Origin of the sequence: Paraburkholderia sp. SIMBA_053 (assembly GCF_046534895.1) — a bacterium.
In the GTDB taxonomy this organism is placed as follows: domain Bacteria; phylum Pseudomonadota; class Gammaproteobacteria; order Burkholderiales; family Burkholderiaceae; genus Paraburkholderia; species Paraburkholderia caledonica.
This window is the reverse complement of record NZ_JAWRXU010000009.1, coordinates 218,419-243,128: the sequence shown is the minus strand read 5'-3', so window position 1 is coordinate 243,128 and position 24,710 is coordinate 218,419. Positions and strand designations below refer to the sequence as shown.

Annotated in this window: 27 protein-coding genes; 15 read left to right on the top strand and 12 right to left on the bottom strand. The window is 61.3% G+C overall.

Annotated elements, in window-relative coordinates; genetic code table 11:
* The 6 genes from SB753_RS24930 (at position 1) to SB753_RS24905 (ending at position 5,791) form a co-directional block, all read left to right on the top strand.
* Entirely contained in the window at positions 1-1,209 is a 1,209-nt protein-coding gene (locus tag SB753_RS24930; RefSeq protein WP_410802352.1) for an acyl-CoA dehydrogenase family protein, read from the top strand.
* Positions 1,206-1,649 carry an acyl-CoA thioesterase gene (locus SB753_RS24925; protein ID WP_020068753.1) on the top strand — a complete coding sequence of 148 codons (444 nt, stop codon included), beginning with the start codon at positions 1,206-1,208 and terminating at the stop codon, positions 1,647-1,649. Before SB753_RS24930 ends, SB753_RS24925 begins: the two co-directional genes overlap by 4 nt.
* On the top strand, positions 1,646-2,041 hold the full coding sequence (locus SB753_RS24920) for a RidA family protein (protein WP_020068752.1): 396 nt from the start codon (positions 1,646-1,648) through the stop codon (positions 2,039-2,041). Before SB753_RS24925 ends, SB753_RS24920 begins: the two co-directional genes overlap by 4 nt.
* A gap of 60 nt (positions 2,042-2,101) precedes the next feature.
* Positions 2,102-3,742 carry an AMP-binding protein gene (locus SB753_RS24915; RefSeq protein ID WP_410802350.1) on the top strand — a complete coding sequence of 547 codons (1,641 nt, stop codon included), beginning with the start codon at positions 2,102-2,104 and terminating at the stop codon, positions 3,740-3,742.
* Positions 3,743-3,792: 50 nt separating this feature from the next.
* Positions 3,793-5,016: a dienelactone hydrolase family protein gene (locus tag SB753_RS24910; RefSeq protein WP_410802348.1), complete on the top strand. Its 1,224-nt coding sequence runs from the start codon at positions 3,793-3,795 to the stop codon at positions 5,014-5,016.
* An 82-nt stretch (positions 5,017-5,098) separates the two neighbouring features.
* Positions 5,099-5,791 (top strand): glutathione S-transferase family protein, encoded by a 693-nt coding sequence (locus tag SB753_RS24905; protein WP_408413289.1) that lies wholly within the window; start codon positions 5,099-5,101, stop codon positions 5,789-5,791.
* Between the two features lie 72 nt (positions 5,792-5,863).
* On the opposite strand, the gene SB753_RS24900 is transcribed toward SB753_RS24905, so the two are convergent.
* Positions 5,864-6,151, bottom strand: coding sequence for a hypothetical protein (locus tag SB753_RS24900; RefSeq protein WP_051121014.1), 288 nt, complete (start codon positions 6,149-6,151; stop codon positions 5,864-5,866).
* A 174-nt stretch (positions 6,152-6,325) separates the two neighbouring features.
* Positions 6,326-6,586 (bottom strand): hypothetical protein, encoded by a 261-nt coding sequence (locus SB753_RS24895; protein WP_027804758.1) that lies wholly within the window; start codon positions 6,584-6,586, stop codon positions 6,326-6,328.
* Positions 6,587-7,276: 690 nt separating this feature from the next.
* Between SB753_RS24895 and SB753_RS24890 the strand changes: the two genes are divergently transcribed.
* From SB753_RS24890 to SB753_RS24875, 4 genes are all read left to right on the top strand, one after another.
* The gene (locus tag SB753_RS24890) at positions 7,277-8,788 is read left to right on the top strand and encodes a DHA2 family efflux MFS transporter permease subunit (protein ID WP_410802346.1); all 1,512 of its coding nucleotides are present in this window, start codon (positions 7,277-7,279) and stop codon (positions 8,786-8,788) included.
* A 179-nt stretch (positions 8,789-8,967) separates the two neighbouring features.
* Positions 8,968-9,801 carry a GyrI-like domain-containing protein gene (locus SB753_RS24885; RefSeq protein ID WP_410802344.1) on the top strand — a complete coding sequence of 278 codons (834 nt, stop codon included), beginning with the start codon at positions 8,968-8,970 and terminating at the stop codon, positions 9,799-9,801.
* A 65-nt stretch (positions 9,802-9,866) separates the two neighbouring features.
* On the top strand, positions 9,867-10,316 hold the full coding sequence (locus SB753_RS24880; protein WP_410802342.1) for a DUF488 family protein: 450 nt from the start codon (positions 9,867-9,869) through the stop codon (positions 10,314-10,316).
* 147 nt (positions 10,317-10,463) lie between these two features.
* Positions 10,464-10,991 carry a GNAT family N-acetyltransferase gene (locus SB753_RS24875; protein WP_087751915.1) on the top strand — a complete coding sequence of 176 codons (528 nt, stop codon included), beginning with the start codon at positions 10,464-10,466 and terminating at the stop codon, positions 10,989-10,991.
* Here SB753_RS24875 and SB753_RS24870 read toward each other — a convergent pair.
* The 3 genes from SB753_RS24870 to SB753_RS24860 form a co-directional block, all read right to left on the bottom strand.
* Positions 10,898-11,497: a flavin reductase family protein gene (locus SB753_RS24870; RefSeq protein ID WP_088175512.1), complete on the bottom strand. Its 600-nt coding sequence runs from the start codon at positions 11,495-11,497 to the stop codon at positions 10,898-10,900. The genes SB753_RS24875 and SB753_RS24870 overlap by 94 nt on opposite strands.
* Before the next feature lie 66 nt (positions 11,498-11,563).
* Entirely contained in the window at positions 11,564-11,962 is a 399-nt protein-coding gene (locus tag SB753_RS24865) for a hypothetical protein (RefSeq protein WP_288830784.1), read from the bottom strand.
* Positions 11,963-12,162: 200 nt separating this feature from the next.
* Positions 12,163-13,674: a PLP-dependent aminotransferase family protein gene (locus SB753_RS24860; protein ID WP_410802340.1), complete on the bottom strand. Its 1,512-nt coding sequence runs from the start codon at positions 13,672-13,674 to the stop codon at positions 12,163-12,165.
* 118 nt (positions 13,675-13,792) lie between these two features.
* Between SB753_RS24860 and SB753_RS24855 the strand changes: the two genes are divergently transcribed.
* The gene (locus tag SB753_RS24855; RefSeq protein ID WP_410802338.1) at positions 13,793-14,530 is read left to right on the top strand and encodes a GNAT family N-acetyltransferase; all 738 of its coding nucleotides are present in this window, start codon (positions 13,793-13,795) and stop codon (positions 14,528-14,530) included.
* Between the two features lie 39 nt (positions 14,531-14,569).
* Here the strand turns inward: SB753_RS24855 and SB753_RS24850 are convergent, their stop codons facing one another.
* Both SB753_RS24850 and SB753_RS24845 read right to left on the bottom strand, forming a co-directional pair.
* Positions 14,570-15,109: a GNAT family N-acetyltransferase gene (locus SB753_RS24850; RefSeq protein WP_410802336.1), complete on the bottom strand. Its 540-nt coding sequence runs from the start codon at positions 15,107-15,109 to the stop codon at positions 14,570-14,572.
* A gap of 107 nt (positions 15,110-15,216) precedes the next feature.
* Positions 15,217-16,083: a LysR family transcriptional regulator gene (locus SB753_RS24845; RefSeq protein ID WP_410802334.1), complete on the bottom strand. Its 867-nt coding sequence runs from the start codon at positions 16,081-16,083 to the stop codon at positions 15,217-15,219.
* 136 nt (positions 16,084-16,219) lie between these two features.
* Between SB753_RS24845 and SB753_RS24840 the strand changes: the two genes are divergently transcribed.
* The 3 genes from SB753_RS24840 (at position 16,220) to SB753_RS24830 (ending at position 18,509) form a co-directional block, all read left to right on the top strand.
* The gene (locus SB753_RS24840) at positions 16,220-17,164 is read left to right on the top strand and encodes an AEC family transporter (RefSeq protein WP_410802332.1); all 945 of its coding nucleotides are present in this window, start codon (positions 16,220-16,222) and stop codon (positions 17,162-17,164) included.
* Between the two features lie 136 nt (positions 17,165-17,300).
* Entirely contained in the window at positions 17,301-17,879 is a 579-nt protein-coding gene (locus SB753_RS24835) for a DUF4337 domain-containing protein (protein WP_088175505.1), read from the top strand.
* A 12-nt stretch (positions 17,880-17,891) separates the two neighbouring features.
* A complete protein-coding gene (locus SB753_RS24830) occupies positions 17,892-18,509 on the top strand; it encodes a LysE family translocator (protein WP_027804756.1) in 618 nt (205 codons plus the stop codon).
* 122 nt (positions 18,510-18,631) lie between these two features.
* Here SB753_RS24830 and SB753_RS24825 read toward each other — a convergent pair whose 3' ends face one another.
* The 4 genes from SB753_RS24825 to SB753_RS24810 all read right to left on the bottom strand — a co-directional run bounded on the left by SB753_RS24825 (position 18,632) and on the right by SB753_RS24810 (position 21,266).
* Complete coding sequence (locus tag SB753_RS24825; protein ID WP_392394854.1) at positions 18,632-19,906, bottom strand: RNA polymerase sigma factor; 1,275 nt, start codon at positions 19,904-19,906, stop codon at positions 18,632-18,634.
* 4 nt (positions 19,907-19,910) lie between these two features.
* Positions 19,911-20,318 carry a VOC family protein gene (locus tag SB753_RS24820; RefSeq protein WP_088175502.1) on the bottom strand — a complete coding sequence of 136 codons (408 nt, stop codon included), beginning with the start codon at positions 20,316-20,318 and terminating at the stop codon, positions 19,911-19,913.
* A 29-nt stretch (positions 20,319-20,347) separates the two neighbouring features.
* On the bottom strand, positions 20,348-20,761 hold the full coding sequence (locus tag SB753_RS24815) for a YciI family protein (RefSeq protein WP_020068731.1): 414 nt from the start codon (positions 20,759-20,761) through the stop codon (positions 20,348-20,350).
* Between the two features lie 151 nt (positions 20,762-20,912).
* Entirely contained in the window at positions 20,913-21,266 is a 354-nt protein-coding gene (locus SB753_RS24810) for a YciI family protein (protein ID WP_020068730.1), read from the bottom strand.
* Positions 21,267-21,651: 385 nt separating this feature from the next.
* Here SB753_RS24810 and SB753_RS24805 point away from each other — a divergent pair, with 385 nt between their 5' ends.
* Positions 21,652-23,613, top strand: coding sequence for a hypothetical protein (locus tag SB753_RS24805; protein ID WP_410802329.1), 1,962 nt, complete (start codon positions 21,652-21,654; stop codon positions 23,611-23,613).
* A gap of 67 nt (positions 23,614-23,680) precedes the next feature.
* Here the strand turns inward: SB753_RS24805 and SB753_RS24800 are convergent, their stop codons facing one another.
* A complete protein-coding gene (locus SB753_RS24800; RefSeq protein WP_410802327.1) occupies positions 23,681-24,154 on the bottom strand; it encodes a hypothetical protein in 474 nt (157 codons plus the stop codon).
* Positions 24,155-24,710 lie beyond the last annotated feature (556 nt).

The following is a 24,710-nucleotide window of genomic DNA, read 5'->3' as shown; positions in this document are numbered from 1 at the left end:
GTGAGCGCAGAAAGAGACGTTGATCTGCACAGTGCGCTCGCGTGGCCTTTTTTCGAACCACGCCATCGCGAACTGGCTGCCGGTATCGAAGCATGGTGCCGCTCGAATTTGTCGCATGTCGAACACGGCGATGTCGATTCGACCTGTCGTCAACTGGTGCGCGAACTCGGCGCTGCCGGCTGGTTGAAATATGGCGTGGGCGGCGTGGCCTATGGCGGCCACGGTGACACGATCGACACGCGCGCCGTCTGTCTGCTGCGCGAAACGCTAGCCAGGCATTCGGGCCTCGCCGACTTCGCTCTCGCGATGCAAGGGCTTGGCTCCGGTGCGATCTCGCTCGGCGGCACTCATGAACAGAAAACGCGCTACTTGCCGCGCGTGGCAAACGGCACCGCCATTGCGGCGTTCGCGTTGTCAGAACCGGAAGCCGGATCGGACGTTGCAGCAATGTCGCTCGCTGCACGCGAAGACGGTGACACCTACGTACTGGACGGCGACAAAACGTGGATCTCGAACGGTGGCATCGCCGATTTCTACGTGGTCTTTGCGCGCACCGGAGAAGCGCCCGGCGCGCGCGGCATCAGCGCGTTCATTGTCGATGCAGATACGCCGGGACTGGAAATCGCCGAACGCATCGACGTAATCGCGCCACATCCGCTGGCGCGCCTGCATTTCGCAGGCGCGCGCGTGCCGCGCAGCCAGATGCTCGGCGCACCCGGCGAAGGTTTCAAGCTCGCAATGCGCACGCTCGACATTTTCCGCACGTCCGTGGCGGCTGCCTCGCTCGGCTTGGCCCGACATGCAATGGCAGAAGGACTGACGCGAGCCGCATCGCGCAAGATGTTCGGTCAGACCTTGGGCGATTTCCAACTCACGCAAGCGAAGCTCGCACAAATGGCGTTGACCATAGATAGCAGTGCGCTGCTCGTGTATCGCGCGGCATGGTTGCGCGACCAGGGTGAGAACGTGACTCGCGAAGCAGCCATGGCCAAGTGGCACGCGAGCGAAGGCGCACAGCAGGTGATCGACGCCGCCGTTCAGCTTCACGGCGGCATGGGTGTGCAAAGCGGCGTCGCGGTCGAACTGCTGTACCGCGAGATTCGCGCACTGCGCATTTACGAAGGTGCGACGGAAGTACAGCAATTGATTGTGGGCCGCGATCTGTTGAAAGAGCATGCGGCGACAAGCGCTGGAGAACGCGCGAAATGACCACGCACTTCGAAAGGCCGGTACGTATCCGCTTCTCGCACTGCGATCCTGCGGGCATCGTATTCTTTCCGCAATATCTGGTGATGACCAATGCCCTTGTTGAGGACTGGTTCAACGAGGGTTTGCACGTCGACTACGCCCAGATGATCGGCCAGCGCCGCCTCGGCCTGCCGATCGTCAAACTGGACTGCGAGTTTTCGCGCCCAAGTCAGATGGGCGAAACAATCATGCTGACGCTAACCGTTGCCGCAATCGGCCGGCGCTCGATCACCATCGATATTCTCGGTCACTGCAACGGCGAGGCGCGGTTTAGAGCAAAGCAGGTGCTCGTCACAACCTCGCTGGAAAGCGGCCGCTCGATCGACATTCCCACCGACATCGCCGGCTCACTGGCGAAGTTCGCTCCACAGCCTGAACTCAGCGAGGCGCAACGCACATGAAAAAAGCTCTTCTCCCCGCCGGCTGGGTCAAGCCGCGCGGTTATGCGAATGGCGTCGCGGCAGTCGGCACGCAAGTTTTCATTGCCGGCCAGATCGGCTGGAATGAAGAAGCGCGCTTTCAAACCTCGGACTTCGCCGGCCAGGCTATCCAGGCACTCAAGAATGTACTGGCCGTGCTCCACGAAGCGGGCGGCAGGCCAGAGCATCTTGTGCGCCTGACGTGGTACGTCACGGATAAGCGCGAGTACCTCGCTTCGTTAAAAGAAATAGGCCGTGCGTTTCGCGAGTTGATCGGCGACTACGACATCGCAATGAGTGCGGTGCAAGTGGTCGCGCTGATCGAAGACGAAGCCAAGGTCGAAATCGAAGCAACGGCAGTCATTCCGCAGTAAGGACACGCAGCCCTCGTCAACTGAAGCGCATAGAGCCGGCTTGAAACCGGGGAGACCACGATGGAACCGTCAGCACACGTCGATACTTTCGCGCGCGACAATCTTCCGCCGCAGGATCAATGGCCTGTATTTCTGCTGGACAATCCGGATGTCGCTTATCCGGCGCGTTTCAACTGCGCGACGGAACTTCTGGATAGGACGATCGAAGCGGGTCATGGCGAGCGTGCGGCTATCTGGTCGCTGGTCGACAACGAGCCGCGTGCTACGAGCTACAAAGAATTGCTTGCGATGGTCAATCGCAGCGCGCACGTACTCGTCGATGAAATGGGTTTGCAACCGGGCAATCGCATTCTGTTGCGAGGGCCAAATACATTGCAAATGGCGGTTGCTGCACTCGCCGCGCTGAAAGTGGGCCTGATTGCCGTGCCTACCATGCCGCTGCTGCGCGCGAAAGAGTTGAAGCAGATCATTTCAAAGGCGCAAGTAAGCGCTGCGCTCTGCGATGCGCGCCTGACCGAAGAACTCGCGCGTTGCAACGATCCGCAAGACGAATTTTATTGTGCTGAGCTGAAGCAAACGCTGCTGTTTCATGACGATGCAGTGGATTCACTCGACACGCTTGCGATCAACAAGCCCGCTGACTTCGCCGCATGCGATACGGCAGCCGACGACGTGTGTCTGATCGCCTTCACGAGCGGCACGACGGGCGCGCCGAAAGGCTGCATGCATTTTCATCGCGACGTGCTCGCCATGTGCGATCTGTTTCCGCGTCATGTGCTGAAGCCTTCGGCGAGCGACATATTTTGCGGCACGCCGCCGCTCGCTTTCACCTTCGGGCTCGGCGGCTTGCTGTGTTTTCCGTTGCGCGTGGGCGCGTCGACGGTATTGATCGAGAAGCTCACGCCCGAGACGTTATTGCAGACCGTCGAGCGCTTTCACGCAACCATCATGTTCACGGCGCCGACTTTCTATCGGCAGATGGCACCCCTCGTCGCGCGTCACGATGTGTCGAGCTTGCAGAAAACCGTGTCCGCCGGCGAGGCGTTGCCCGATTCGACACGGCGGCTGTGGCGGGACGCTACTGGCATCGACATGATCGACGGTATTGGCGGCACCGAGTTGATCCACATTTTTGTTTCGGCGCAGGGCGACGAGATTCGTCCGCATGCAATTGGACGCGCGGTGCCGGGCTACATCGTGCAAGCCGTGGACGACGCAATGCAACCCGTTGCGCCCGGCACGATAGGCAAGCTAGCGGTGCGCGGGCCGACAGGATGCCGTTATCTCGCAGACGAACGGCAAATGAAATTCGTGCGCGACGGCTGGAATTTGCCGGGCGATTCGGTATATCTCGACGCGGACGGCTATGTTTTCTATCAGGCACGCGCCGACGACATGATCGTCTCAGCCGGCTACAACATTTCGGGTCCTGAGGTAGAAAGCGTTTTGCTGCAACACGAAGCGGTGGCCGAATGCGGCGTAATAGGCGTGCCGGATGAAACGCGCGGACAAATCGTGAAGGCCTTCGTGGTGCTGAACCCCGGCTACAGCCGCGACGACAATCTCGTCGCGCAACTGCAGGACTTCGTGAAAAATACGGTGGCACCTTACAAGTATCCACGCATGGTCGCTTTTGTCGATTCACTGCCGCGCACCGAAACAGGCAAGCTCAAGCGCTTCGAATTGCGTACGATGGCGTAGGCTCTTCCCCGCTTCCTCGCTATTCCTCGCAAACCTCAGGAGACAAACGCATGGCCGGCTCTTTCATTGAAGTTGTCGCCCAGGACGGCGGCCGTTTCAACGCATACGTTGCTCGTCCCGCGCAAGGCTCGGGCCCTGGGCTCGTTCTGTTGCAGGAAATCTTCGGCATCAACGACACCATGAAGGCGACGGCCGACCGCTTCGCCGAGGAAGGCTACGTGGTGCTGGTGCCCGATCTCTTCTGGCGGATCAAGCCAGGCATCGAACTAGGTTATGACGAAGCCGACATGAAGCAGGCGCTTGCCTACCTGAATCAGTTCGACACCAATCTGGCGGTGGACGATATCGCGGCCACCATTGCCGTACTGCGCGCGATGCCCGAGCAGGCCGGCAAGGTCGGCGCAGTCGGGTACTGCCTGGGCGGCAAGCTCGCGTTCCTGAGCGCGGCGCGCACCGACGTTGATTGCGCAGTGAGCTACTACGGCGTGGGTCTCGATGCCTATCTGGACGAAGTGCCGGCCGTGCGCTGTCCTATGGTGTTTCATTTCCCCGAAAACGACGCGCTCTGCCCGCCGGAAACCCGCGAACGAATCAGCGCCGCATTGCGCGCACGTCCGCAAATCGAGCAGTATGTGTACCCCGGTTGCGACCATGCGTTTGCGGCGCCCGCGCGTCCGCAGTACGACAAGCCCGCAGCAATGATGGCGTATTCGCGAACGCTTGCGCTACTGCGCAAAGTGCTGGGACCGGTCTACGATCTGAACGCGCTGTGGGAGGCGCATTGCTATCACGAGTTCGCCACGCGCGACGTGGAAGCGGTCATGCCCACAATGGTCGCGCAGCCTTACGTCAATCACGTGCCGACCATGACAGGCGGTGTCGGCCACGACAACCTCAAGCGGTTCTATACGCATCACTTCGTCAACTCGAATCCGGCTGATACAAAGCTGATTCCGATTTCGCGGACCATCGGCGCAGATCGCATCGTCGACGAATTCATTTTCAGCTGCACGCATGACTGCGAAATCGACTGGCTGTTGCCGGGCGTTGCGCCAACGGGAAAATATTTCGAGGTGCCGATGCTCGCGGTCGTGTGCTTCCGCGGCGACAAGCTTTATAACGAGCACATCTATTGGGATCAGGCTAGCGTGCTCGTGCAGGTGGGCTTGCTCGATCCGAAAGGACTGCCCGTGGCCGGCATTGAAAGCGCACGCAAATTGCTGGACGAAACGTTACCCTCGAACGAATTAATGGGAAGCAAGTCGCGAGTATGACCAGGTTGGCAAGCTGCTAGAGGCCTGCCTCTGCGCAATATCCTTATGATGTGACGTTCCATTGGCCACAATCTATCGACCCATGCTGACCGTCCATCATTTGAATAACTCCCGCTCCCAACGCGTCTTGTGGCTGCTCGAAGAACTCGGCGTGCCGTACGAGGTGAAGCGTTACGAGCGCGATCCGAAAACCATGCTCGCGCCGCCCGAGTTACGCGCGGTGCATCCGCTCGGCAAATCGCCCGTCATTACCGATGACGGGCAGACCATTGCAGAGTCAGGCGCGATTGTCGAGTATCTGGTGGAAAAGTATGGGCAGGGGCGTTTCGCGCCCGCGCAAGGCACGCCTGAGCGTTTGCGTTACACGTACTGGCTGCACTACGCGGAAGGCTCGGCAATGCCGCCGTTGCTGCTCAAGCTGATCGCAGGGCGCATCGCAAGTGCGCCGATGCCTTTCTTTGCAAAGCCGATTGCGCGCAAGATCGCGGCTACGCTGCAAACAGGTTTTGTCGACCCGCAATTGAAGCTGCATTTTGGGTATATCGAGAAGGAATTGACAAAGAGCCCGTGGTTCGCCGGCAGTGAGTTCACGGCCGCCGACGTACAGATGAGTTTCCCGCTCGAAGCGGCCACGGCCCGCGGCGGAATGGCATGGCCGGCGGTCACCGCGTTCTTGCAGCGGATCCATGCGCGGCCCGCATATCAGCGGGCGCTGGAGCGCGGTGGGGAGTATGGGATTGTGGGTGGGGGTGAGGGACGCTCCGGATCAGGCTAGCCAAGCGCGATGAGAAGCAAAAAGGGCAGACAACCTGTCCGCCCTTTTTACTTTCGGCTCCGAGTCACTTTCTTATGAATTGTTGCCTGGAGGACTTGGCGGGCTGCCGGTCGGGTCTTGCGTAACCCTCATGTATTGCTTAATGCCCGGTTGACCCAAAGCGATGAGGTTGAGCATGGCGACTCCAAGCCGTCGAGCGAACTCGTCGTCAATCGTTGAGTCGCCTTCATCCCAAACAGGCAGCTCCATTCTTTCAGCCAACAGCGGAGCGAGCTTTGCAACTTCTACGGTATGTACGACCAACTGTTTAGGATCGCTCGTGTAGCTTAAGACTACGTCGTACGGTTGATGTTTCGCCATCAAAATCCTCGGCATGTTTGGTATCTTTGGAATGCTCGCACCCGGCACAGCGCGAGGCGTCTGGCATCGAGCATTGGCTTGTAGATTGCCGTGCACATAGGGGGAGGGCCAAGTTGTTCTTGGCCCCTCCCAGTCCGCGTGGTTTCAAGTCATCCTATTCGCGGCTACTTGCGGCTATTCGATTGGATCTTTAGTAATGTTCATGTATTGCTCGATAGCGGGTTGACCAAGTGCGATCAGGGCCAGCATTGCCGCACCGAGCCGTCGCGCGAATGCATCGTCAAGGTTAAATTTGTGCTCGTCGAGCAGAACAGGAATCTCGAGCGAGCCTGCCACGACAGACGTTAGTTTGGCTCGATCAATGGCCTGTAAGGAGAACTCTTGACGGTCTTCGAGGTAGGTCAGACCTACAGAATATGGTGGATGGTTAGCCATTAATAACCTCTACACTCTTGATAGATTTGAAATGCCTTTTGCTTGCATAGAGCGATGGCTCGCGCTCCTCCCATGTACGGCGCTATCGCATTGCACATTGACATGTGAGCATCATACTGCGCGGAGCACCCGCTTTCATGAGCTTCTCTCCCACTACATTTAACCGTCCCCCCGCCGTCGCCTCCGGCCGCGAACAGCGCACTATAAAGCGCCGACCGCTTAGCAGAAGCCGACAAGTCCGGCACTAGGCCTGGATTGTTATGGCCGGTGTCGACGTAGCAACTGTTAAGGAGATTTGAATATCTTTACATCCGACAACTCTTAAGACTACGGTCAGCTTGCACTCGATTGAAACCAGCCCGCCATTCGTCCCTTCCCTGCGTGAGAAGTTGCCTGCGTACCTGTCGTGATTTCCGGCAGCGTTAGGAAAAATTGCAGAATCGGCGACTTGCGTCTGAGTCCGTCTCAAGGCAGCTTGGACATCAACGAAATTCCACCCGCCCAGGAATTCGTAGTTGTGACGCAAAACTCACGGGTGCTAAACTGAAAAACCCCTCGCCCCCGACAACTTGCCAATTGCTTGATCAACATCGCGCCGGGCCGTGGGCCCGTCCGGCATCGCATTGAAACGGCCCACCTATGCTCGAGGCCGCCGGCAATTTCAAACGACCGCGGCTCAGGAGTTCTCGCATGACCCATTCCATTCACGGCAACAAACGCTGGCTCGCGCTGATCGTGCTGTGCCTCGGTGTGCTGATGATCGTGCTGGATACGACAATCGTAAACGTCGCGTTGCCGTCCATCGCTGCGGATCTCGGCTTCACGGAAACGTCGCTCGTGTGGGTCGTCAACGCGTACATGCTGACCTTCGGCGGCTGTCTGCTGTTGGGCGGACGGCTCGGCGATCTGTACGGTCATCGCAGACTGTTTCTCGGCGGCATCACGCTGTTCACCGTGGCATCGCTCGCGTGCGGCCTCGCGAACTCGCAGATTTTGCTCGTGTGTGCGCGCGCGGTACAAGGGTTGGGCGGCGCTATCGTGTCCGCGGTGTCGCTGTCGCTCATCATGAATCTGTTCACCGAGCCCTGCGAACGTGCGAAAGCGATGGGCGTCTATGGCTTCGTCTGCGCGGGCGGCGGCAGCATCGGCGTGTTGCTCGGCGGTCTGCTGACCAATCTGCTCAGCTGGCATTGGATCTTTCTCGTCAATCTGCCGATCGGCGTTGTCGTGTACGCGTTGTGCGTCGCGCTGCTGCCTTCCGCGCGGGGTCATGCGCACGGCGAGCGGCTCGACGTGGCCGGCGCGGTCACGGTCACTGTTTCGCTGATGCTAGCCGTGTACGCAGTGGTCAACGGCAATGAAGCCGGCTGGACTTCGGGTCAAACGCTTGGCTTGCTGCTCGTTGCGCTCGCGTTGCTTGCGGCGTTTCTCATCATCGAATCACGCGTTCAACATCCGCTGATGCCGCTCGGCCTGTTCCGTCTGCGTAACGTAGCCACCGCGAATGTCGTCGGCGTACTGTGGGCAGCCGCGATGTTCGCGTGGTTCTTCATTTCCGCGCTTTACTTGCAGCGCGTGCTTGGCTATCGACCGCTGCAAGTCGGGCTCGCATTTTTGCCCGCCAATCTCATCATGGCGTTCTTCTCGCTGGGCCTGTCGGCGCGTGTGGTGATGCGCTTCGGTTTGCGTATTCCTCTCGCGGTGGGCCTGCTTGTTGCCGCGTGCGGGCTCGCGCTGTTCGCGCGCGCACCTGTGGGCGGCAGCTTCGTGCTCGATGTGCTGCCGGGCATGATGCTGCTCGGCTTCGGCGCGGGCATCGCCTTCAACCCGATGCTGCTCGCCGCAATGAGCGACGTCGATCCCGCCGACTCGGGACTCGCGTCGGGCATCGTCAATACGTCGTTCATGATGGGCGGCGCACTCGGCCTCGCGGTACTCGCGAGTCTCGCGGCCGCACGCAGCGGTGACTTGCTGGCGACGCAAAACGCGCTCGCCGCGCTCAACAGCGGCTATCACGTGGCGTTTGCCTTCGGCGCCATTTTCGCGGCGGCGGCAGGCGCGATCGGCGGTGTGATGTTGCGCGCGGGACGGCCAGGCGGTGCGGACGCCGCTACACATACGGACGCAGAGGAAGCGCACGGCGCGTCCTCCGCCGGGCGGCCTCGTCCCACGGGCAATACGGCGGCGACGGATAACGTCTGATCGACATGCGCGCGCGGCGCTGGCTGCTAGTGTGGACTGGTCGCTTTGCACGCGCTCGTGGCATCGGTCACGCAGCCTGCGTCGAGTAGTCGTTTGCATCGATTGCGAAACCGCAAGCGCGATCAAATGCCCGCGTCTGCGGCTGGCTATGCTGGTTTCATGCTGACATGAGAGCTGCTATGAATCCGGTTGGAAAAGCGCTGTGGTTTATCGAAAGCCACTTTGCCGACGAACTCACGCTCGACGACATCGCGCACTGTGCATGCGTGTCGCGCTTTCATCTTACGCGTGCTTTCGAAGCAGCGACCGGCGCGCCGGTCATGCGCTACGTGCGCGGGCGTCGCCTGAGCGAGGCCGCGCGGCGACTCGCGAATGGTGCGCCGGACATACTGACGGTTGCTATCGACGCTGGCTACGGTTCTCACGAAGCATTCACGCGCGCGTTTCGCGAGCAATTCGGGCTCACGCCCGAGGCGCTGCGCGCGCGTGGTCATCTCGACAATCTTGTCATCGTGGAGCCGATCAAAATGGACGAAACCCTTCTTACGCATCTGGAACCGCCGCGCTTTGAGGACGGCAGGGCCTTTCTCGTCGCGGGTCTGAGCGCGCGCTATACGTGCGAGAGCGCAGCCGCGATTCCATCGCAATGGCAACGCTTTAACGCGTATTTCGGCAAAGTGCCGGGCCAGGTGGGCAACGTCGCGTATGGCGTCTGCTACAACGCGGACGACGCCGGCAACATCGACTACCTGTGCGGCGTGGAAGTCAGCGACTTCGCTTCATTGCCCGGCGAGTTCAGTCGTTTGCGCATTGCGGCGAACAGGTATGCGGTGCTCAGTCATCGCGAGCATGTGTCGACGGTGCGGCGCACCTGGAACACAATCTGGAACAAGTGGCTGCCGGCGTCGGGACACCTTCCCGCCGATGCGCCCAACTTCGAGCGCTATGACGAGAAGTTTGATCCGGTTAGTGGGATGGGCGGGTTTGAGATATGGTTGCCTTTGAAGGGGTGATCGAAGTTGATTCCCAGAATCACGCATGACCTCACCGGACATGACGCAGCGAGGACGCCAGGCAAGTGACGAACATCGACGTTTCAACGATTGGATTCACGAACAAGACCGCGGAGAAGTTTTTCAGCTTGCTGCGCGGGGCTGGTGTGCGAACACTGCTTGACGTCCGTCTGAACAATACATCTCAGCTGGCCGGCTTCGCAAAGAAGGCGGATCTAAAATTTTTTCTGTCTGAGCTGCTCGGCGCCGACTTTGTCGAGCTAGGAGACCTGGCTCCGGAGAAAGGCATGCTGCGGCGGTATCAGGACAAAGAGATGACGTGGGACAGTTACGCTGACGCCTACACAGAGCTGATCGCCAAACGGCGCGTGGAAAGCAATCTGGATATCGCGCTGTTCGATCGCGGATGCTTGCTATGCAGTGAGGACAAACCTCACCGGTGCCACCGCCGCCTCGCAGTTGAGTACCTGAACTCGCGATGGGGCAACAGGCTGACGGTCTCTCATCTTTGCTAAGCACCGTTACGAGTCCGTCGCATGGAACCTCGGTGCAGTCACTGCTATGCTCGCTGTTCAAGCTAAAGGAGCGCTAGCCTACCCGATGTGCTACATGCGCATCAGGCTCCGACACTCGATCATTCAACGCAACAACAGAACCCACCCTTGACCATCCAGATCCGCCCCGCCACCGCCGCCGACGCCCCGCTCATCCTCAACTTCATCACCGAGCTCGCGGTATACGAAAAGGCTGAGCACGAAGTCGTCGCCACCGTGCAAGACATCGAAGCGAGCCTCTTCTCCCCTGCAGCCACGGCCACCGCGCTCATCTGCGAAATGAACGGCGAGCCGATCGGCTTTTGCGTCTATTTCTTCTCCTACTCGACGTGGCTCGGCAAAAAAGGCCTGTATCTGGAAGACCTGTACGTTTCGCCGAAATCGCGCGGCAGCGGCGCCGGCAAACAGATGCTGCGCCACCTCGCGCGCATTGCATGCGAGACCGGCTGTGGCCGCTTCGAATGGAGCGTGCTCGACTGGAATGCGCCCGCAATCGGCTTCTATGAATCGATCGGCGCGAGCGCGCAAAGCGAATGGGTTCGTTACCGGCTCGCCGGCGACGCGCTCAGAGCATTTGCCGAAGGTGAAACTTCGAACGCGTCGCCCGTGGCGAAAAACGTCCCGCCGGCGACGTAATGGCAGGTGCGAAGATCGGGATCGTCGCCGAAATGCCAACGGTTGTTCGAGTACACACGGCTGTCGGCGTAGGCGGCCACCACTTCGCCGATAATCAGATCGTGCCGCTGGCTATCGTCGGGAATCACCTTGCATTCCATCCACGTGATGCAGCCGGCCAGCATCGGCACGTCGATTTTTTCCGCAGAGAACGTTTCGAGTTCGAAGGCCGAAAACTTGTCGAGTTCCAGCCCCGCGTTGGTGCCCACGGCAAGCGTCTGTGCGGCGAACTTGCGGCTCGGCAGTTGTAGACCGAACACACCGCTTGCTTCGATCAATTGCCGGGTCAGCGTGCGGCTGTCCACCACGACCACTACCTTCGGCGGATCGAAGTCGAGCGGCATCGCCCATGAAGCTGCCATGACGTTCGAGCGGCCCTCGTGCGCGCTCGTGATAATGGTGACCGGTCCATGATTGAGTAACTGCGTGGCGCGTGGCAATGCCACCGGTTCCCGCGTAACTTTCATACTTTGTTTTGCCCGAAGGTCTGATCTGTCAGGGCGGCAAGCCATGAGCCGCCGCCCTCGCATGCATCAATGCGGCGCTTTTCCGTTGGGAACGGCGTCCACCGGTTTGTGCTGCTCTTCGCCAAGCCCTGGGAAGAACGCGTTCCATGCGGCTCGTACGCCGTTCGCCGCGGTGGCCTCGGCGTCGATGTGTTCGTCTGCGCCTTTGACGTCGGCATCGCCGGCGGCTTCGGCACCGTCGGTCACTGCTTTGGCCTCGTCTTCAGCGCCTTCACCCGCCTGCGATGGATCGGCGGAAAGCCCGCGCCAGTGCGTGAACTCATCGTCCGGCTTCTCGGTCCACTCGCCCTTGCCGAATTTGGCAAATGCCGTGTCCCCGCTCGCCAGTTGCACCTCGTACCAGCCGTCGCGCGCGGGCAAGTCAGCGGCCAGTTCAAACCACGGGGTCGGTTCGATTTCCTTCATGTCATCTCCAATCGGATAAATCGTCATAGAAAACCACACCAAAGGGATGCTTCATGCCCGGACTGCGCAGCCGTCCGGCGACGCGCACCAGACGGCGCGCGGAACATGATGCGGGCGCTCCGTCGATATTGCCTCGTCGCAACCGCCACGCATAAACGACACGATAGCGCGACATGGGCCGCGCGGACAAACTCTAAAACTCAGGCCCGGCGACGACGCGGTTTTTCCATGCCGGCAGCAAGCTCGGACAGGGTCCGCACGGCCGGTGCGAGTTCCTCCGCGGAGGTATTGCCATAGCCGATCACAAGGCCGTTCGTGCCGGCGTTCGGCTTGAGCGCGAATCCGGACAACGCACGCGGACTTAGCCCTTTCGCGAGTGCGCGTGGGATAAGCGCCTGATCGTCGATGCCCGGCGGCATACGAAGTGTCAAATGCATGCCGCAATCGCCGCCCAATATCTCCGATGACGCGAAGTGTTCGCTAAGCGCTTCGCGCAGTGCCTGCTGCCGCTCACGATACAGCCGTCGCATGCGGCCAAGATGCCGCCCGAATTCGCCGCTCTCCATGAAATGCGCGAGCGCAAGCTGTTCCAGCCGATGCCCGCCACGCAGCATTTCACACAAGGCTCCCTCGACGTGCGCGGCAATCGCCTGCGGCAAGACGACGAAGCCGATGCGCAGCGCCGGGAACATCGTCTTGCTGAACGAGCCGACGTAGAGAACCGGCGCGTCGTCGACGAGTCCCTGCATGCTCGCAATCGGTTCCCCGGCGTAGCGAAATTCGCCGTCGTAATCGTCCTCGATCACCCATGCGCCGCAGCGGCGCGCCTCGGCGATCAATTCCAGCCGCCGGGCTACCGACAACACCGCGCCCGTCGGATACTGGTGCGCGGGCGACGTATAGATCAGTTTCGGCGGATGCGCGCGCCAGGCGCCGGACGGCACGCACATGCCTTCCGCGTCGACGGGCATGGGCACCGTTGTCAGATCGCCCTGGTTGAACGCCGCCTTCGCGCCGCGATAACCGGGGTCCTCGATCCACGCGACATCGCCGGGATTCGTGAAAAGGCGCACGCAAAGGTTCAGCGCTTCCTGCGCGCCTTCGGTGATCACTACCTGCGAGCCTTCGCAGCGCACCCCGCGCGCCATCCGCAAATGCGCGGCAATGGCGTCGCGCAACGCAGGCTCACCCGCTGGCGTCCCGTAGCCGAGCGCGAGCGGCAACGCGCGCTCCATCGAACGTTCTAGCGCGCGCCGCCATGCGGCCAACGGGAAGCGGTCCAGCGCCGGTGTGCCGGGCGTGAGCGGCAACGCAGCATCCACAGGCGTGCGCGTCGCCGTGAACTGGCCGACGCGGGCCGCGTAGGCCACTTTCGGCGGGGCAGATCGTGCGGACGGCTCGGCACGCGCGGCGCGGCTCGACAGCGGGCTTACCCGCGTGCCCTTCTTGTCCGCCACCACATAACCGACTGCCGCCAGGTGTTCATATGCAATGACCACGGTGTTGCGCGACACGCCCATTTCCGCCGAAAGCAGTCGCGACGACGGCAGCAGCGACCCGGCCGGCAAGCGCCCGCCGAGAATCGCCTGCTGCAAACGCTCGATCAACTGCTTCTGCAGCGGCGCGGGCTTTTGAGCGTCGCCGATACCGGCGCCAGCCGCGAGCCCGCGGTTCGCGGCTGTGTGAGCAAGCGGGCCAATAATCTCGATCATGGACGGCTGGACCTATCAGAAACGCTTCGCGTGGATCTTTTTAACATACCACGATTGCCGTATCGTTCATCATGTTCTTTGTGACCGACGATTAACCCCAGACGCCAGGAGTGCAGACATGGAACCCCGACGTAACGCGTTCGAACAACCGATCGGAGCGCCGCTGCCCGACTGGAACGGCGCGAAGCCGCCCGCGCGGACGCCGCTAGCCGGCCGCTATTGCCGGATCGAACCGGTCAACGTCGAAGCTCACGCGGCGGATCTCTTCGACGCCTACCGCTCGGCACCTGACGCCCGCGACTGGACGTATCTCGCTATAGGTCCGTTCGAAACCGTCGACGCCTATCGTGAGCATTTGACGCGCATCGCGGCGTCGGCTGATCCGCTGCACTACGCAGTGATCGACGCCGCAAGCGGGAAGGCGGTCGGCACGCTGGCGCTGATGCGCATCGATCCGGCTAACGGCGTGATCGAAGTGGGACATGTCACCTATTCGCCGCGTCTTAAGCGGACGCGCGTGGCGACCGAAGCCATGTTTCTGCTCATGCAATACGTGTTCGACGAGCTTGGCTACCGGCGTTTCGAGTGGAAGTGCGATTCGCTGAACGAGCCGTCGCGTGCTGCGGCGTTGCGCTATGGCTTTACGTTCGAGGGAATCTTCCGCCAGGCGATTGTTTATCGTCAGCGCAGCCGCGACACCGCATGGTTTTCAGTTATCGACAGCGAATGGCCTGCGCTGCGTCCGAGCTACACACGTTGGCTCGACAACTCGAACTTCGACGCCGAAGGCCGGCAAGTCGAGCGGCTAGCGGATCTCATCGCGCGACAAAGAGCAGCGTCTCACGAAGGTCAGTGACAAGTTATCTAAGGGTGAATAAGCCAGCTTCGCGCTGGCTTATTTCGCCGCACGAGGTGCGCGCCGAAGCATGATGGTCGGCTGCCCCTTGTATGTGGTGCGAAGGTGCTCGCGATAGCCGACCTTGTGCGCGACTCGCAGGGAAGCTTCATTCTCCGGCGCAATGATGCAAGCGGTCTCTGCGTCTGGCCATCTTTCGTCTGCCCAATCCAACACGGCACGCACGGCTTCCGTCGCATAGCCGTGGCCATGCAGTGCAGGGCTCAAAGCCCAGCCCATTTCCGGCGTGCCCGCCAGCGAGGGCTCGATGTCGCGCTGATAATCGGCCAAGCCCACTTCGCCAATGAAACGCCCGCTGTCTTTCTCGCGGACGACCCAATATCCGTAGCCGAGCATCGTCCAATGACCGGCGTAGCGCAGCAAACGCGCCCAGACTTCTTCGCGTGTGGAAGGCTTGCCACCGATATACCGGATCACCTCGGGATCGGACCACATCGCGTGGCTGTCGAGGAAGTCGTCGCGCGTGTGGGCGCGTAGGATCAGGCGGGCGGTGGTGAGAACAGGCGGCTGTGTCGGCATTGAAAGATCAGCGGAAAGGCAAGGTTAGCTAAGGCGCGTGCTTTCGATGATCGCAGATTCCTCGCCGAAAAAAATTGCACTTGCGTTCGCACTTGCGTACTTCGAACTCAAGCCAACTCCAGGAACCGCGCCAGACACGGATTCCGGTTCGCCGGCGACCAGGCCAGCACCTGCTCGATCAACGGCGCGTCCACCAGCGGCTTGAACACCACGCCCGCAAGCTGGGCCTTGCGCATGGAAGCGGGCACGAGTGCAACGCCCACGCCTTCATCGACGAGGCTCAACACTGTCTGTTGCAACTGCACTTCAAAGCGAATATCCGGTTCAAAGCCGCCTGAGCGGCAATGGTCGAGAATCGTGGCGCGTAACGTGGGCGCTACTTCCGCGGATGCCAGCACGAACGGCTCGCCGGCGAGTTGCGCGATCTTGAGCCGCCGGGCGCGAGCCCGCGGGTGACCTCGCGATAACGCGACGCACAGCGGCTCGCGCAAGATGGTGCGCGTGGCGAGTCCCTTATCGGGCACGTGAGGAAACATGATGGCCGCGTCGATGTGCCCCGCCACCACCTGCGCGGCCAGGTCGTTCGACACCACTTCGCGCAGATTCAGCGCGACCTCGGGGTACGCCGCGCCGAACGCCCGCGCATAGCCGGGCACGACGTTATAGGCGGCGCACATCGTGAAGCCAATCGCGAGCTTGCCCGCGTCGCCCGACGCCGCTGCCTGCGCATTGCTCACCGCCTGTTCGACCGACGCGAGAATCGCCTTTGCATCCGCGTAAAAGCGCTCGCCCGCGGCGGTCAGCGTGACACTGCGCGGACTGCGCTCGACAAGCATCACGCCGAGGCTCGCTTCAAGCGCCGTCAGTTGACGGCTCAACGGGGGCTGCGACAAGTTCAGGCGCGCCGCCGCCCGCCCGAAATGGCGCGTCTCGGCAAGCGTCACGAAATAGCGCAGCGGCTTGATGTCGATCACGTGTCCACCTGAGTTAACTGACGATGCATAAAAGGTATCGTCCAGCGTAAAAAACAGTATTTGATTGTATCAACGCAAGTCACTACGCTGACGGGTTGCCCTCTCACACGCCGTATAGCTCGCGCGTTTCCCACCGATGTTAGCCACCCTCGAGATCCTGCTTCCCGTTTTCGGCCTCATATTCGCGGGCTTTGCCTGTCGGCGACGCGGCGTGCTCGGGCCGAACTCGGCGTCGGAACTCAATCGCTTCGTGGTCTGGCTCGCGTTGCCCGCGCTGCTGTTCGACACCATGGCGCGCGCCACATGGGAGCAGCTGTACCAGCCGGCGTTTGTCGTCACGTTTTCGATTGCATGCGCTGGCATCTTTGCTGTGATTCTCGTCATGCGGCTACTGAGCGGTCGCCATCTCGCCGATGCAAGCGTCGACGCGATTGCCGCGTCATATCCGAACACCGGCTACATCGGCTTTCCGCTCGGCATGATCGCGTTCGGCCAGGCGAGCCTGACACCCACCACGATCGCGACGATCCTCGTCGCCTGTGTGCTGTTTGCAGGCGCCATCGTGTTGATCGAAATCGGCTTGCAGACCGAACGCACGCCGCACAAGCTCGGCTTGAAAGTGCTGCGCTCACTGTCGCGCAACCCGTTGATCGTGTCGCCGATCGCGGGCGCTCTGTTTGCCGGTCTGCACGTGGCCATGCCGCCGAGCGCGGAGACGTTCCTCAAGTTGCTGAGCGGCGCGGCCAGTCCTTGTGCACTGGTCAGCCTCGGCTTGTTTCTCGCCGAAAAGCGTCCGTCCGAATCGGGTACACGGGGCATTGCGTTGCTGCTGACGCTCGTCAAGCTTGTCGTGCAGCCGGCGCTGACATGGTGGCTCGCGGCGCGCGTCTTCCGCCTCTCGCCCGCGCTGGTCGAAATGGCGGTCGTGCTCGCGGCGCTGCCCACCGGCACCGGCCCGTTCATGCTGGCCGAGTTCTATGAGCGCGAAGCGCAGATCACGTCGCGCACAATTCTTTTATCGACCGTGGGTTCTGTCGTGACGCTGTCGCTCCTGCTGCTGTGGATGGGTCATCGCACCTGAACCCGGCCTGAATCGGAACAACGAGGCGCTCGCAGAAAGCATGCTTCTCCATCGACGTGACGTCACGCGCTAAGATTGAGGCCCCGGGTCCGCGCGACGCCCGGATACGACAAAAGAGTTTGCCTCGGAGAATCTGATGCCTGAAGAGTATGAAGTGCATGGTCCACACGACCATGCGGTGCAGCACGCCGGCCACCACGACGCGGACTCTTTCGGGAGCCGCATGGCCGTAATAACGGCAGTCCTCGCGACGATTGGCGCGTTGTGCGCGTACCAAAGCGGAAACAGCGAGAACCTCGCGCTGTACTACAAGAACGAAGCCGCGATCAAAAAGACCGAAGCGTCGAACCAATGGAACTACTACCAGGCTAAGGGCGAAAAGCAGAACCTCGCGGAGCTGGGCGCGGCGCTGTCCGTCGCCAGTTCTGACGAGCATGCAAAATTTCTCGCAGACGTCGACAAGTACAAGCAGCAAAAAGAGCCGATCCGCGCAAAGGCTGAAGCGATAGAAAAAGAGGTGCTCGACAATGACGCGAAGAGCGAGGCGCTGCTGCATGGCCATCACCGCTGGGCGCAGGCTACTACGCTGATTCAGGTTGCCATCGCTCTGTGCGCGATCACGCTGCTCACGCGCAAGAAATGGTTGCGCAATGTGTCGTTCGTGGTCGCAGCAGCGGGCGTGGCGACCGGTGCAATGGCCTTTTTCTCAGCCTGATCGGAGCTTCGCGTGGTAGATAGTTCGGCCGTTCTAGGTGTGTTATCCGTGTATGTGGCCGGCGTTGTGATTCCCGGTCCGAACTTCGTTGCGGTCGCGCATAAGGCGGCCTCCGCTACACGCACCGAAGCACTGGCGGTGGTGGCGGGCATTGTGCTCGTCAATCTTTTCTGGGCGAGTTGCGCGATTCTCGGCGTCGGCATTGTGTTCGCAGCGTTTCCGTGGCTGGCCTTCGCCGTTAAAGTGGCCGGCGCCGCTTATCTGATCTGGTTCGGTGGACGTCTGATCTTCAAGGCTTCCGCAGGCAACCCGCAACCGAATGCGCAGGCGCCCGGCGGCAGCGTCCGCCAGGCATTCGCTCAAGGCTTCGCGACGAATATCGCGAATCCAAAATCGGTCGCGTTTTTTGCCGCCGTGTTTTCATCGGCGGCGCCGCCGCATGAGAGCGTCGGCACTTTCGTCGCGATGCTGGGCATGGTGTTCGTCGTGGCAAGCAGCTGGTATGGCTTCGTTGCGCTGACGTTGTCGCACGCGCGCATCGCGTCCGCGTACCGGCGCAGCAAGGCATGGGTCGACCGGGTCTGCGGCGGCCTGATCATCGCGTTGGGCGTGCGTCAGTTGATCCGCTAGCAGGTTCCATTGCGCCTTCGGTGATGGTTCCTACAGCGCCTGGGAGAATAATGCCGTCGTCGGCGCACGATCGCGCGCAGTGCCGTGGCTATGCCCGGTTTATGCGCACAAACTTCGGCAGCCTACTGCATCACCGCACGCGCGCGTTCGAGCAACAACTCGCGCTCGCGTGCGTTGCGCGTCATCGCGGCAGCACGTTCGAAGTCCGCGCGCGCTTCATCCATACGACCGAGTCTCGCAAGCAGATCGCCGCGCACGCTCGGAAGCCAGTGATAGTTAGCGAGCGCCGCATCTGCCGCGAGCGCATCGACGATCTCAAGGCCTGCCGCCGGTCCGAAGGCCATACCCACCGCAACCGCGCGGTTCAATTCGACAACCGGCGACGGCGCCACCTGCGCAAGCGCGTCATATAGCGCAACGATCTGCGCCCAATCGGTGTCTTCCGCCCGATGGGCGCGAGCATGGCACGCGGCCAGCGCAGCTTGTAGTGCGTATGGCCCGCTCGCGCCGCCAAGCGCGTGCGCGGTGTTGAGCGCGGCCAGCCCGCGACGGATCAGAAGAGGGTCCCAACGGCTTCGGTCCTGATCGAGCAACAGAACGGGGCGCCCCTGTGCATCGGTGCGCGCATGCGTACGCGACGCCTGAATTTCCATCAACGCGACAAGGCCGTGCACTTCACTTTCGTCAGGCACGAGACCGCTCAGCACGCGCCCGAGCCGCAGCGCTTCTTCGCAGAGTGCGGGGCGCATCCAGTCGTCACCGGCCGTCGCCGAATAGCCTTCGTTGAAGATCAGATAGATCACCTGCAGCACCGACGCGAGCCTCGGCGCACGCGCTTCCGCCTGCGGCACCTCGAACGGCACTTTCGCGGCCGACAGCGTCCGCTTCGCGCGGACAATGCGCTGTGCGACGGTCGGTTCCGGCACAAGAAAAGCGCGGGCGATCTCGTCCGTCGTCAGGCCGCCGAGCAAACGCAGCGTGAGCGCGACACGCGCGTCGGTGGACAACACCGGATGGCATGCGGTGAAGACGAGCCGCAGCAAATCGTCACCGATATCGTCGGCACGCGCGGCGTCGAGCGCATCGACGAAATCCGGCACGACATGCGCCTCTAGCGCGTCCAGGTCGTGACCCAGCTCTTCACGTTTGCGCGCGTGCAACGCTTCCTGCCGCAAGCGATCGAGGGCGCGGTTCTTTGCGGTCGCCATCAGCCACGCTCCGGGATTGTCGGGCACGCCCGCGTCGGGCCAATGTTCGAGCGCCGACACGAGCGCGTCTTGCGCCAGTTCTTCGGCGAGCCCGACGTCGCGCACCATTCGCGCGACGTAGGCGATGACCTTGGCGGACTCGATCCGCCAGACTGCCTCGATGGCACGGTGAGTGGCCGGTTTCGTCACAGATTCAACCCGGCGCCTTCGCGTTGGGGTCCATGTAGATCAGCTCCCAGATATGCCCGTCGATGTCTTCGAAACCGTGGCCGTACATGAAGCCGTAGTCCTGCGGCGCACGCGGCGCGGTGCCGCCCGCAGCGAGCGCTTTGGCAACGAGCGCATCGACCTCGCCTCGACTTTCGCAAGACAGGCCTACGAGCGCCTCCGTGCTTTCCTTCGGATCGCAAAGCGACTTGCGCGTGAAGGACTTGAACAGGTCTTTGACCAGCAGCATTGCGTAAAGATTTTCACCCAGGATCAAACACGCCGCCTGATCGTTGGTGAATCGCGGATCGAAATTAAAACCGAGTGCGCTGAAGAATGCCTTTGACCGATCGAGTTTATCGACCGCTAGATTGACGAAGATCTGCTTGTGCATGATGAGTCCAGTAATCGATTGGCGTGGAATCAGCGGCGGCCCGCTTCCAGTTCACGAAAGCGCTCGAGTTCCGCGCTCGGCTCGAAGTCATCGAGTTCGTAGAGCTGCCGCACCTCGATTTCGCCGTCGGCCTGTTCGCCGAACGGCGCGGGAAAACGCCGCGCCCATTCCATCGCTTCTTCACGCGAACGCACCTGGATCAGCGTGTAGCCGGCGACCAGTTCCTTCGTCTCAGCAAACGGACCGTCGATCACCGAGCGCTGACCGCCGCTATAGCGAACGCGCCATCCTTTCGAACTGGGCTGCAAGCCCGTGGCGTCCAGCAGCACACCTGCCTTGGCGAGTTCTTCGTGGTACGCGCCCATCGCGGCCATTAAGGACGCTTCCGGCATTTCGCCGGCTTCGCTCGCGGCAGTCGCCTTCACCAGAATCATGAATCGCATCGCGGTTACTCCTTTTGTCGTGAGGTTCGAGGATGTCTCGTTGAGCGCGGCGCGTTGGCCTGCTCTTACTCACACGACGAGCAATGCACGAGCGATTCGACAGACAGCTCGGGCGCCTGGTGAAAACCCCGAGCAAACAGGCGCAGACCGCCTAGGCGAAGCAGGGGCCGAGCTTGCGTACCTCGACGGTGCACCAGGTCGCCGCCGGACAGGCTTGCGCAATGGCCACCGCTTCCTCGCGCGAGTCGCAATCGAGGAGGAAAAAGCCGCCGACCATTTCCTTCGCTTCTGCGAAGGGTCCGTCGACCAGTTTCGGCTGCCCGTCGCGCACCTGCACCCGCACAGCGTCGCGGGAAGACGTGAGCGATTCGACCGCGAGCAGTTTGCCGCGCTCCTTGAGGTCGGCGGCGAAACGCACCATCTGATCGTAGACTTCACGGCCTTTCGCCTCGCCGCGCTCGATGCGCTGTTCCGGGGGCTCGACAATCAGCAGCATATAAGACATGGCGTCTCTCCAATGAGCGAGCTGCGGACAGGCGCCCGGCAGTCGTATGGCGGAAGAAAAATGCGCTTGGGATGAGCGCGGAAAACCAGTCTAGCAAGCGCGGATCGTTCCGGTAAGCCTGAACCGCGGACTAATCAGCGGCTAACCCCGCGCTTTTACGGAGACTCGTAAGCTTCAACGCTTTGCGGATTCACTTTTGCGACACGGCACGCTTGCGTCGATTTGAAGTATTCTCCCAACGCGCCATGAGCCGCTATCTAAACGGCCGTTAAAGTGTGAGAAAACATAGGTATTGCTTTCAATCCGACGACACCGTGCGAGGATTGAAAAGCGCTTATCGACATAACGGGCCGATATCAAAACGAATCACAGCATCGGGGATTTCATGCATCGAACGTTAGTGCGCAGCGCCGTCGCGGCCGCAGTGGCTTTTGCGTTTCTTCAACTGAGCGGTTGCGGCGGCGGTTCGGGGTCGGGATCAGGCTCGTCCAATACGCAAACTGCCACCGCGGCATCCGTTACCGGCACCGTAGCGAGCGGCAGCGCATGGGCCGGCGCAAGTGTGACCTTGATGGACGCCACCGGGGCGCAAGCGACCGCCACCACCAACGCACAGGGCGCGTTTAGCATCTCCGTCAAAGGCATGACCGCGCCTTTCCTGCTGATGGCAAACGACGCGACCGGCTTCTCGAGTCCGCTTGTCTCCGTGCTGGCCAAGCTACCCAACGGCACCGCGCCCGCCGTTGCCAACATCACTACGCTCACCACCGCAATTGCCGCGATGTTGACGGCATCGGGCAATCCGTCCGATCTCGCGTCGAGCACCGCACTCGCTAAAGTTACGCTGCCCTCGGTTCAGATCGCCATCATCACGCTCGACGCAATTCTCGCGAACGTGCTCGCGCAAAACGGCATTCAGTCGGCCGGCTTCGATCCTGTCGGCACCGCGTTCACGCCGAATCACACGGGTGCGGATGCGGTGATCGATACGGTGTCGGTTGTGACCGGCCCTAACGGCGGCTTGCTGCTGCTGTCCAACGCCGCGCCCGGTACAACCGTCGCGCTGAACAAGCAGACAGGGCAAACCACGAAGCTCGCCGCGCCGGCGGCTGCAGCCAATTATCTGGAACCGCTCGCGCCATTGCTGACGGCGTGTGCTGCAACAGGCACGCTGGATATGTCGTGCGCACCCGCCATCGACAGTACTTTTCTGGAGAACGGCTTAAGCAACCTTGCGACGGGTCACGGCTTGCCGAACACGTCGCTTGCCGGTGCGCGCTTCGGATCGCCGAAAACCCTCGCGTTTTTCACGCGCAACGGCAAGCAGCAAGCGCTCGTACAAATCCCGTTGACGCTCGCCGACGGCACAGCAGGCGCGCTGTACAGCATTGCTCAGCAGATGGCTGCCCCGGTTGCGCTCGCGGGCGGCACGCAGCTCGGCTGGAACCTGGTCGGCAACCAGTCGCAATTCGCCGTGGCGATCAATTCGCGAATCCAGCGCCGCACGTTTCTCGACACGCGGGTCAACGACGTGAACCGCTATGAGTCCGGCCTGGAAATTACGATTCCGGTCGCGCTGAACCCCGCTGTGTACTCCGCGTCCGTCTCAGGGCCTGGGCTCGCGGCGCCTGTGTGGCTTCTGCCGCGCAGCGCCGCTGGCAGCAGCACGCTCGGCCTCTCTGACACGGCGTTGAGTGTCGCGCCGGTATCGCCGGCCACGACTGCGAGCAGCACGTCGATGTATCGCTGGTCATGGCAATCGCTACCGTCTACGGGCAGCTTCGCGCCGCCCGCGTCGAGCGGCGTGTACGCGGCGCAGTCAGTCGATGTCGGCACAGTGCCGCTCTACGCCGCCTACACAGTGACGTTTTACGACAGCACCGGCACGAAACTCGGCGTGTCGCAGGTCATGAACCCGGGGAGCCCGCTCGGCGCGGCGGCCGGTGCGACGGTGTCGTGGCCGACTTTGCTGTCCGACTTCCAGACGCAGTTTCTTACTCCGGCCGGATCGCTTGCCGGTATTCAGTATGCGATGAGCGTCAGCTGGTCCAGCCTCGTCAACGGACAGAGCCTCGCGTATCCGGTGAATTCGGTGCAGATTCAGGCATCCGGTCTAACCTTGGCCGGCACGAACGGCGAAGTCGACGGCTTTGCAGTGGGCACACCGAATAACACCACGTTTGGGCAGTATCAAACGACCGTCAGCGCCGGAATCGATTCGCAAGGCGTTCGCACGTGTACGAATTGTCCGTTCCCCGCGCTGACCTCAGGGGGTTCGCGCCTGGTTGAACTTGGCGGCAATCAGAACTGGATCAGCTATTACGATGTAACGCAGTACAACGATTAACCGGCGCGGCAAAAAAAAAACGCCCCACATGGGGCGTTTTCTATTTGGGGGATTTGCGGCTCTACCGTCAGAGCACCGCTTCGGCGAGTGCTCTCGTCCGTGCGGACCGCATCAAGCCTTCGATCATTCGCGCCTGAGCGCTCGCAATCTCGCTCAACGATGCCACGGACAATTGCTCGTCCAGAATCGCGAGCGACGTGCACAGGCACGCGTGTTCGTCGTCGCTCAGCGTCCACTTGCCGGTTATCTGCTCGCGGCTGTCTAAGTGGACCATAGCGGCGTGGCCGCTCTCAATATCGTCGATAAGATCTTCGCCGAGGCCGAGGCGCGCCAGCTCCTGCGACACGAGCAAGTGCCGGCTCAACGACATGTGCAGATCGCGTGAGCCGTGACCGTGCTCGAACGCGTCGAGCGCCGCATAGCACTGCAGAAGCATCGCAGCGGTAACCGGCTCGTGCGTGCTACGGCTTTGAGTCAGCGCACGCAACAACGGCGACATGGCCGGCGAATTGTGTTTGCGGACTCGCGATTTACTGGACATAGGTTTTACCTCCTTCGCTAACTCTCGGCTTCGTCGCACGATCGGTATGATTTCCCGCGACGAGTGCCGCCGATGCGCCGGCGGCTGAACAGCCTCTAATGTGAGTCTGTGTAAGCATGATGGCAAGCGAATATTAAGTCCGGCTTAAAACGCGAAGGTCGCGTGCCTTCATCGCATCGACGAAAAAAAACCCTGTTCCCGCGAGAGAACAGGGCCGGACAGGATGGAAGAGTCGTGCTCGCGCGTGGATGCTCGCCGACCTGTAACCATCGAAACTGAAACGCTGTTACTGCCAATCTGCTACTTATGTTGCTGCTGCGAAGACATCTTCTGAACTTGTACTGCTACTGCTGAGACTTTCGTTGCGACTTCAACTGTTACTGGAAAACGGTCGTTGCCAGGTCAACTACTACTAGCACTGCAAAAACGGTTGTTGCTACTTCACCTGCTACTGCGCCATTGTTCTGCTTCTACTTCGTGCTGCGTTACTGCCCTGCCGCGTCGAACACCGCGGCAAACTGCCATCAACGGTACGGTTCAAAACAACGCGGGGGAA

What these genes read in the sequence shown, in the direction of transcription:
- SB753_RS24925 (WP_020068753.1), top strand. Translation starts at nt 1,206, where the DNA reads ATGACCACGCACTTCGAAAGGCCGGTACGTATCCGCTTCTCGCACTGC.
- SB753_RS24920 (WP_020068752.1), top strand. Translation starts at nt 1,646, where the DNA reads ATGAAAAAAGCTCTTCTCCCCGCCGGCTGGGTCAAGCCGCGCGGTTAT.
- SB753_RS24915 (WP_410802350.1), top strand. Translation starts at nt 2,102, where the DNA reads ATGGAACCGTCAGCACACGTCGATACTTTCGCGCGCGACAATCTTCCG.
- SB753_RS24910 (WP_410802348.1), top strand. Translation starts at nt 3,793, where the DNA reads ATGGCCGGCTCTTTCATTGAAGTTGTCGCCCAGGACGGCGGCCGTTTC.
- SB753_RS24905 (WP_408413289.1), top strand. Translation starts at nt 5,099, where the DNA reads ATGCTGACCGTCCATCATTTGAATAACTCCCGCTCCCAACGCGTCTTG.
- SB753_RS24900 (WP_051121014.1), bottom strand. Translation starts at nt 6,151, where the DNA reads ATGGCGAAACATCAACCGTACGACGTAGTCTTAAGCTACACGAGCGAT.
- SB753_RS24895 (WP_027804758.1), bottom strand. Translation starts at nt 6,586, where the DNA reads ATGGCTAACCATCCACCATATTCTGTAGGTCTGACCTACCTCGAAGAC.
- SB753_RS24890 (WP_410802346.1), top strand. Translation starts at nt 7,277, where the DNA reads ATGACCCATTCCATTCACGGCAACAAACGCTGGCTCGCGCTGATCGTG.
- SB753_RS24885 (WP_410802344.1), top strand. Translation starts at nt 8,968, where the DNA reads ATGAATCCGGTTGGAAAAGCGCTGTGGTTTATCGAAAGCCACTTTGCC.
- SB753_RS24870 (WP_088175512.1), bottom strand. Translation starts at nt 11,497, where the DNA reads ATGAAAGTTACGCGGGAACCGGTGGCATTGCCACGCGCCACGCAGTTA.
- SB753_RS24865 (WP_288830784.1), bottom strand. Translation starts at nt 11,962, where the DNA reads ATGAAGGAAATCGAACCGACCCCGTGGTTTGAACTGGCCGCTGACTTG.
- SB753_RS24860 (WP_410802340.1), bottom strand. Translation starts at nt 13,674, where the DNA reads ATGATCGAGATTATTGGCCCGCTTGCTCACACAGCCGCGAACCGCGGG.
- SB753_RS24855 (WP_410802338.1), top strand. Translation starts at nt 13,793, where the DNA reads ATGGAACCCCGACGTAACGCGTTCGAACAACCGATCGGAGCGCCGCTG.
- SB753_RS24850 (WP_410802336.1), bottom strand. Translation starts at nt 15,109, where the DNA reads ATGCCGACACAGCCGCCTGTTCTCACCACCGCCCGCCTGATCCTACGC.
- SB753_RS24840 (WP_410802332.1), top strand. Translation starts at nt 16,220, where the DNA reads ATGTTAGCCACCCTCGAGATCCTGCTTCCCGTTTTCGGCCTCATATTC.
- SB753_RS24835 (WP_088175505.1), top strand. Translation starts at nt 17,301, where the DNA reads ATGCCTGAAGAGTATGAAGTGCATGGTCCACACGACCATGCGGTGCAG.
- SB753_RS24820 (WP_088175502.1), bottom strand. Translation starts at nt 20,318, where the DNA reads ATGCACAAGCAGATCTTCGTCAATCTAGCGGTCGATAAACTCGATCGG.
- SB753_RS24815 (WP_020068731.1), bottom strand. Translation starts at nt 20,761, where the DNA reads ATGCGATTCATGATTCTGGTGAAGGCGACTGCCGCGAGCGAAGCCGGC.
- SB753_RS24810 (WP_020068730.1), bottom strand. Translation starts at nt 21,266, where the DNA reads ATGTCTTATATGCTGCTGATTGTCGAGCCCCCGGAACAGCGCATCGAG.
- SB753_RS24805 (WP_410802329.1), top strand. Translation starts at nt 21,652, where the DNA reads ATGCATCGAACGTTAGTGCGCAGCGCCGTCGCGGCCGCAGTGGCTTTT.
- SB753_RS24800 (WP_410802327.1), bottom strand. Translation starts at nt 24,154, where the DNA reads ATGTCCAGTAAATCGCGAGTCCGCAAACACAATTCGCCGGCCATGTCG.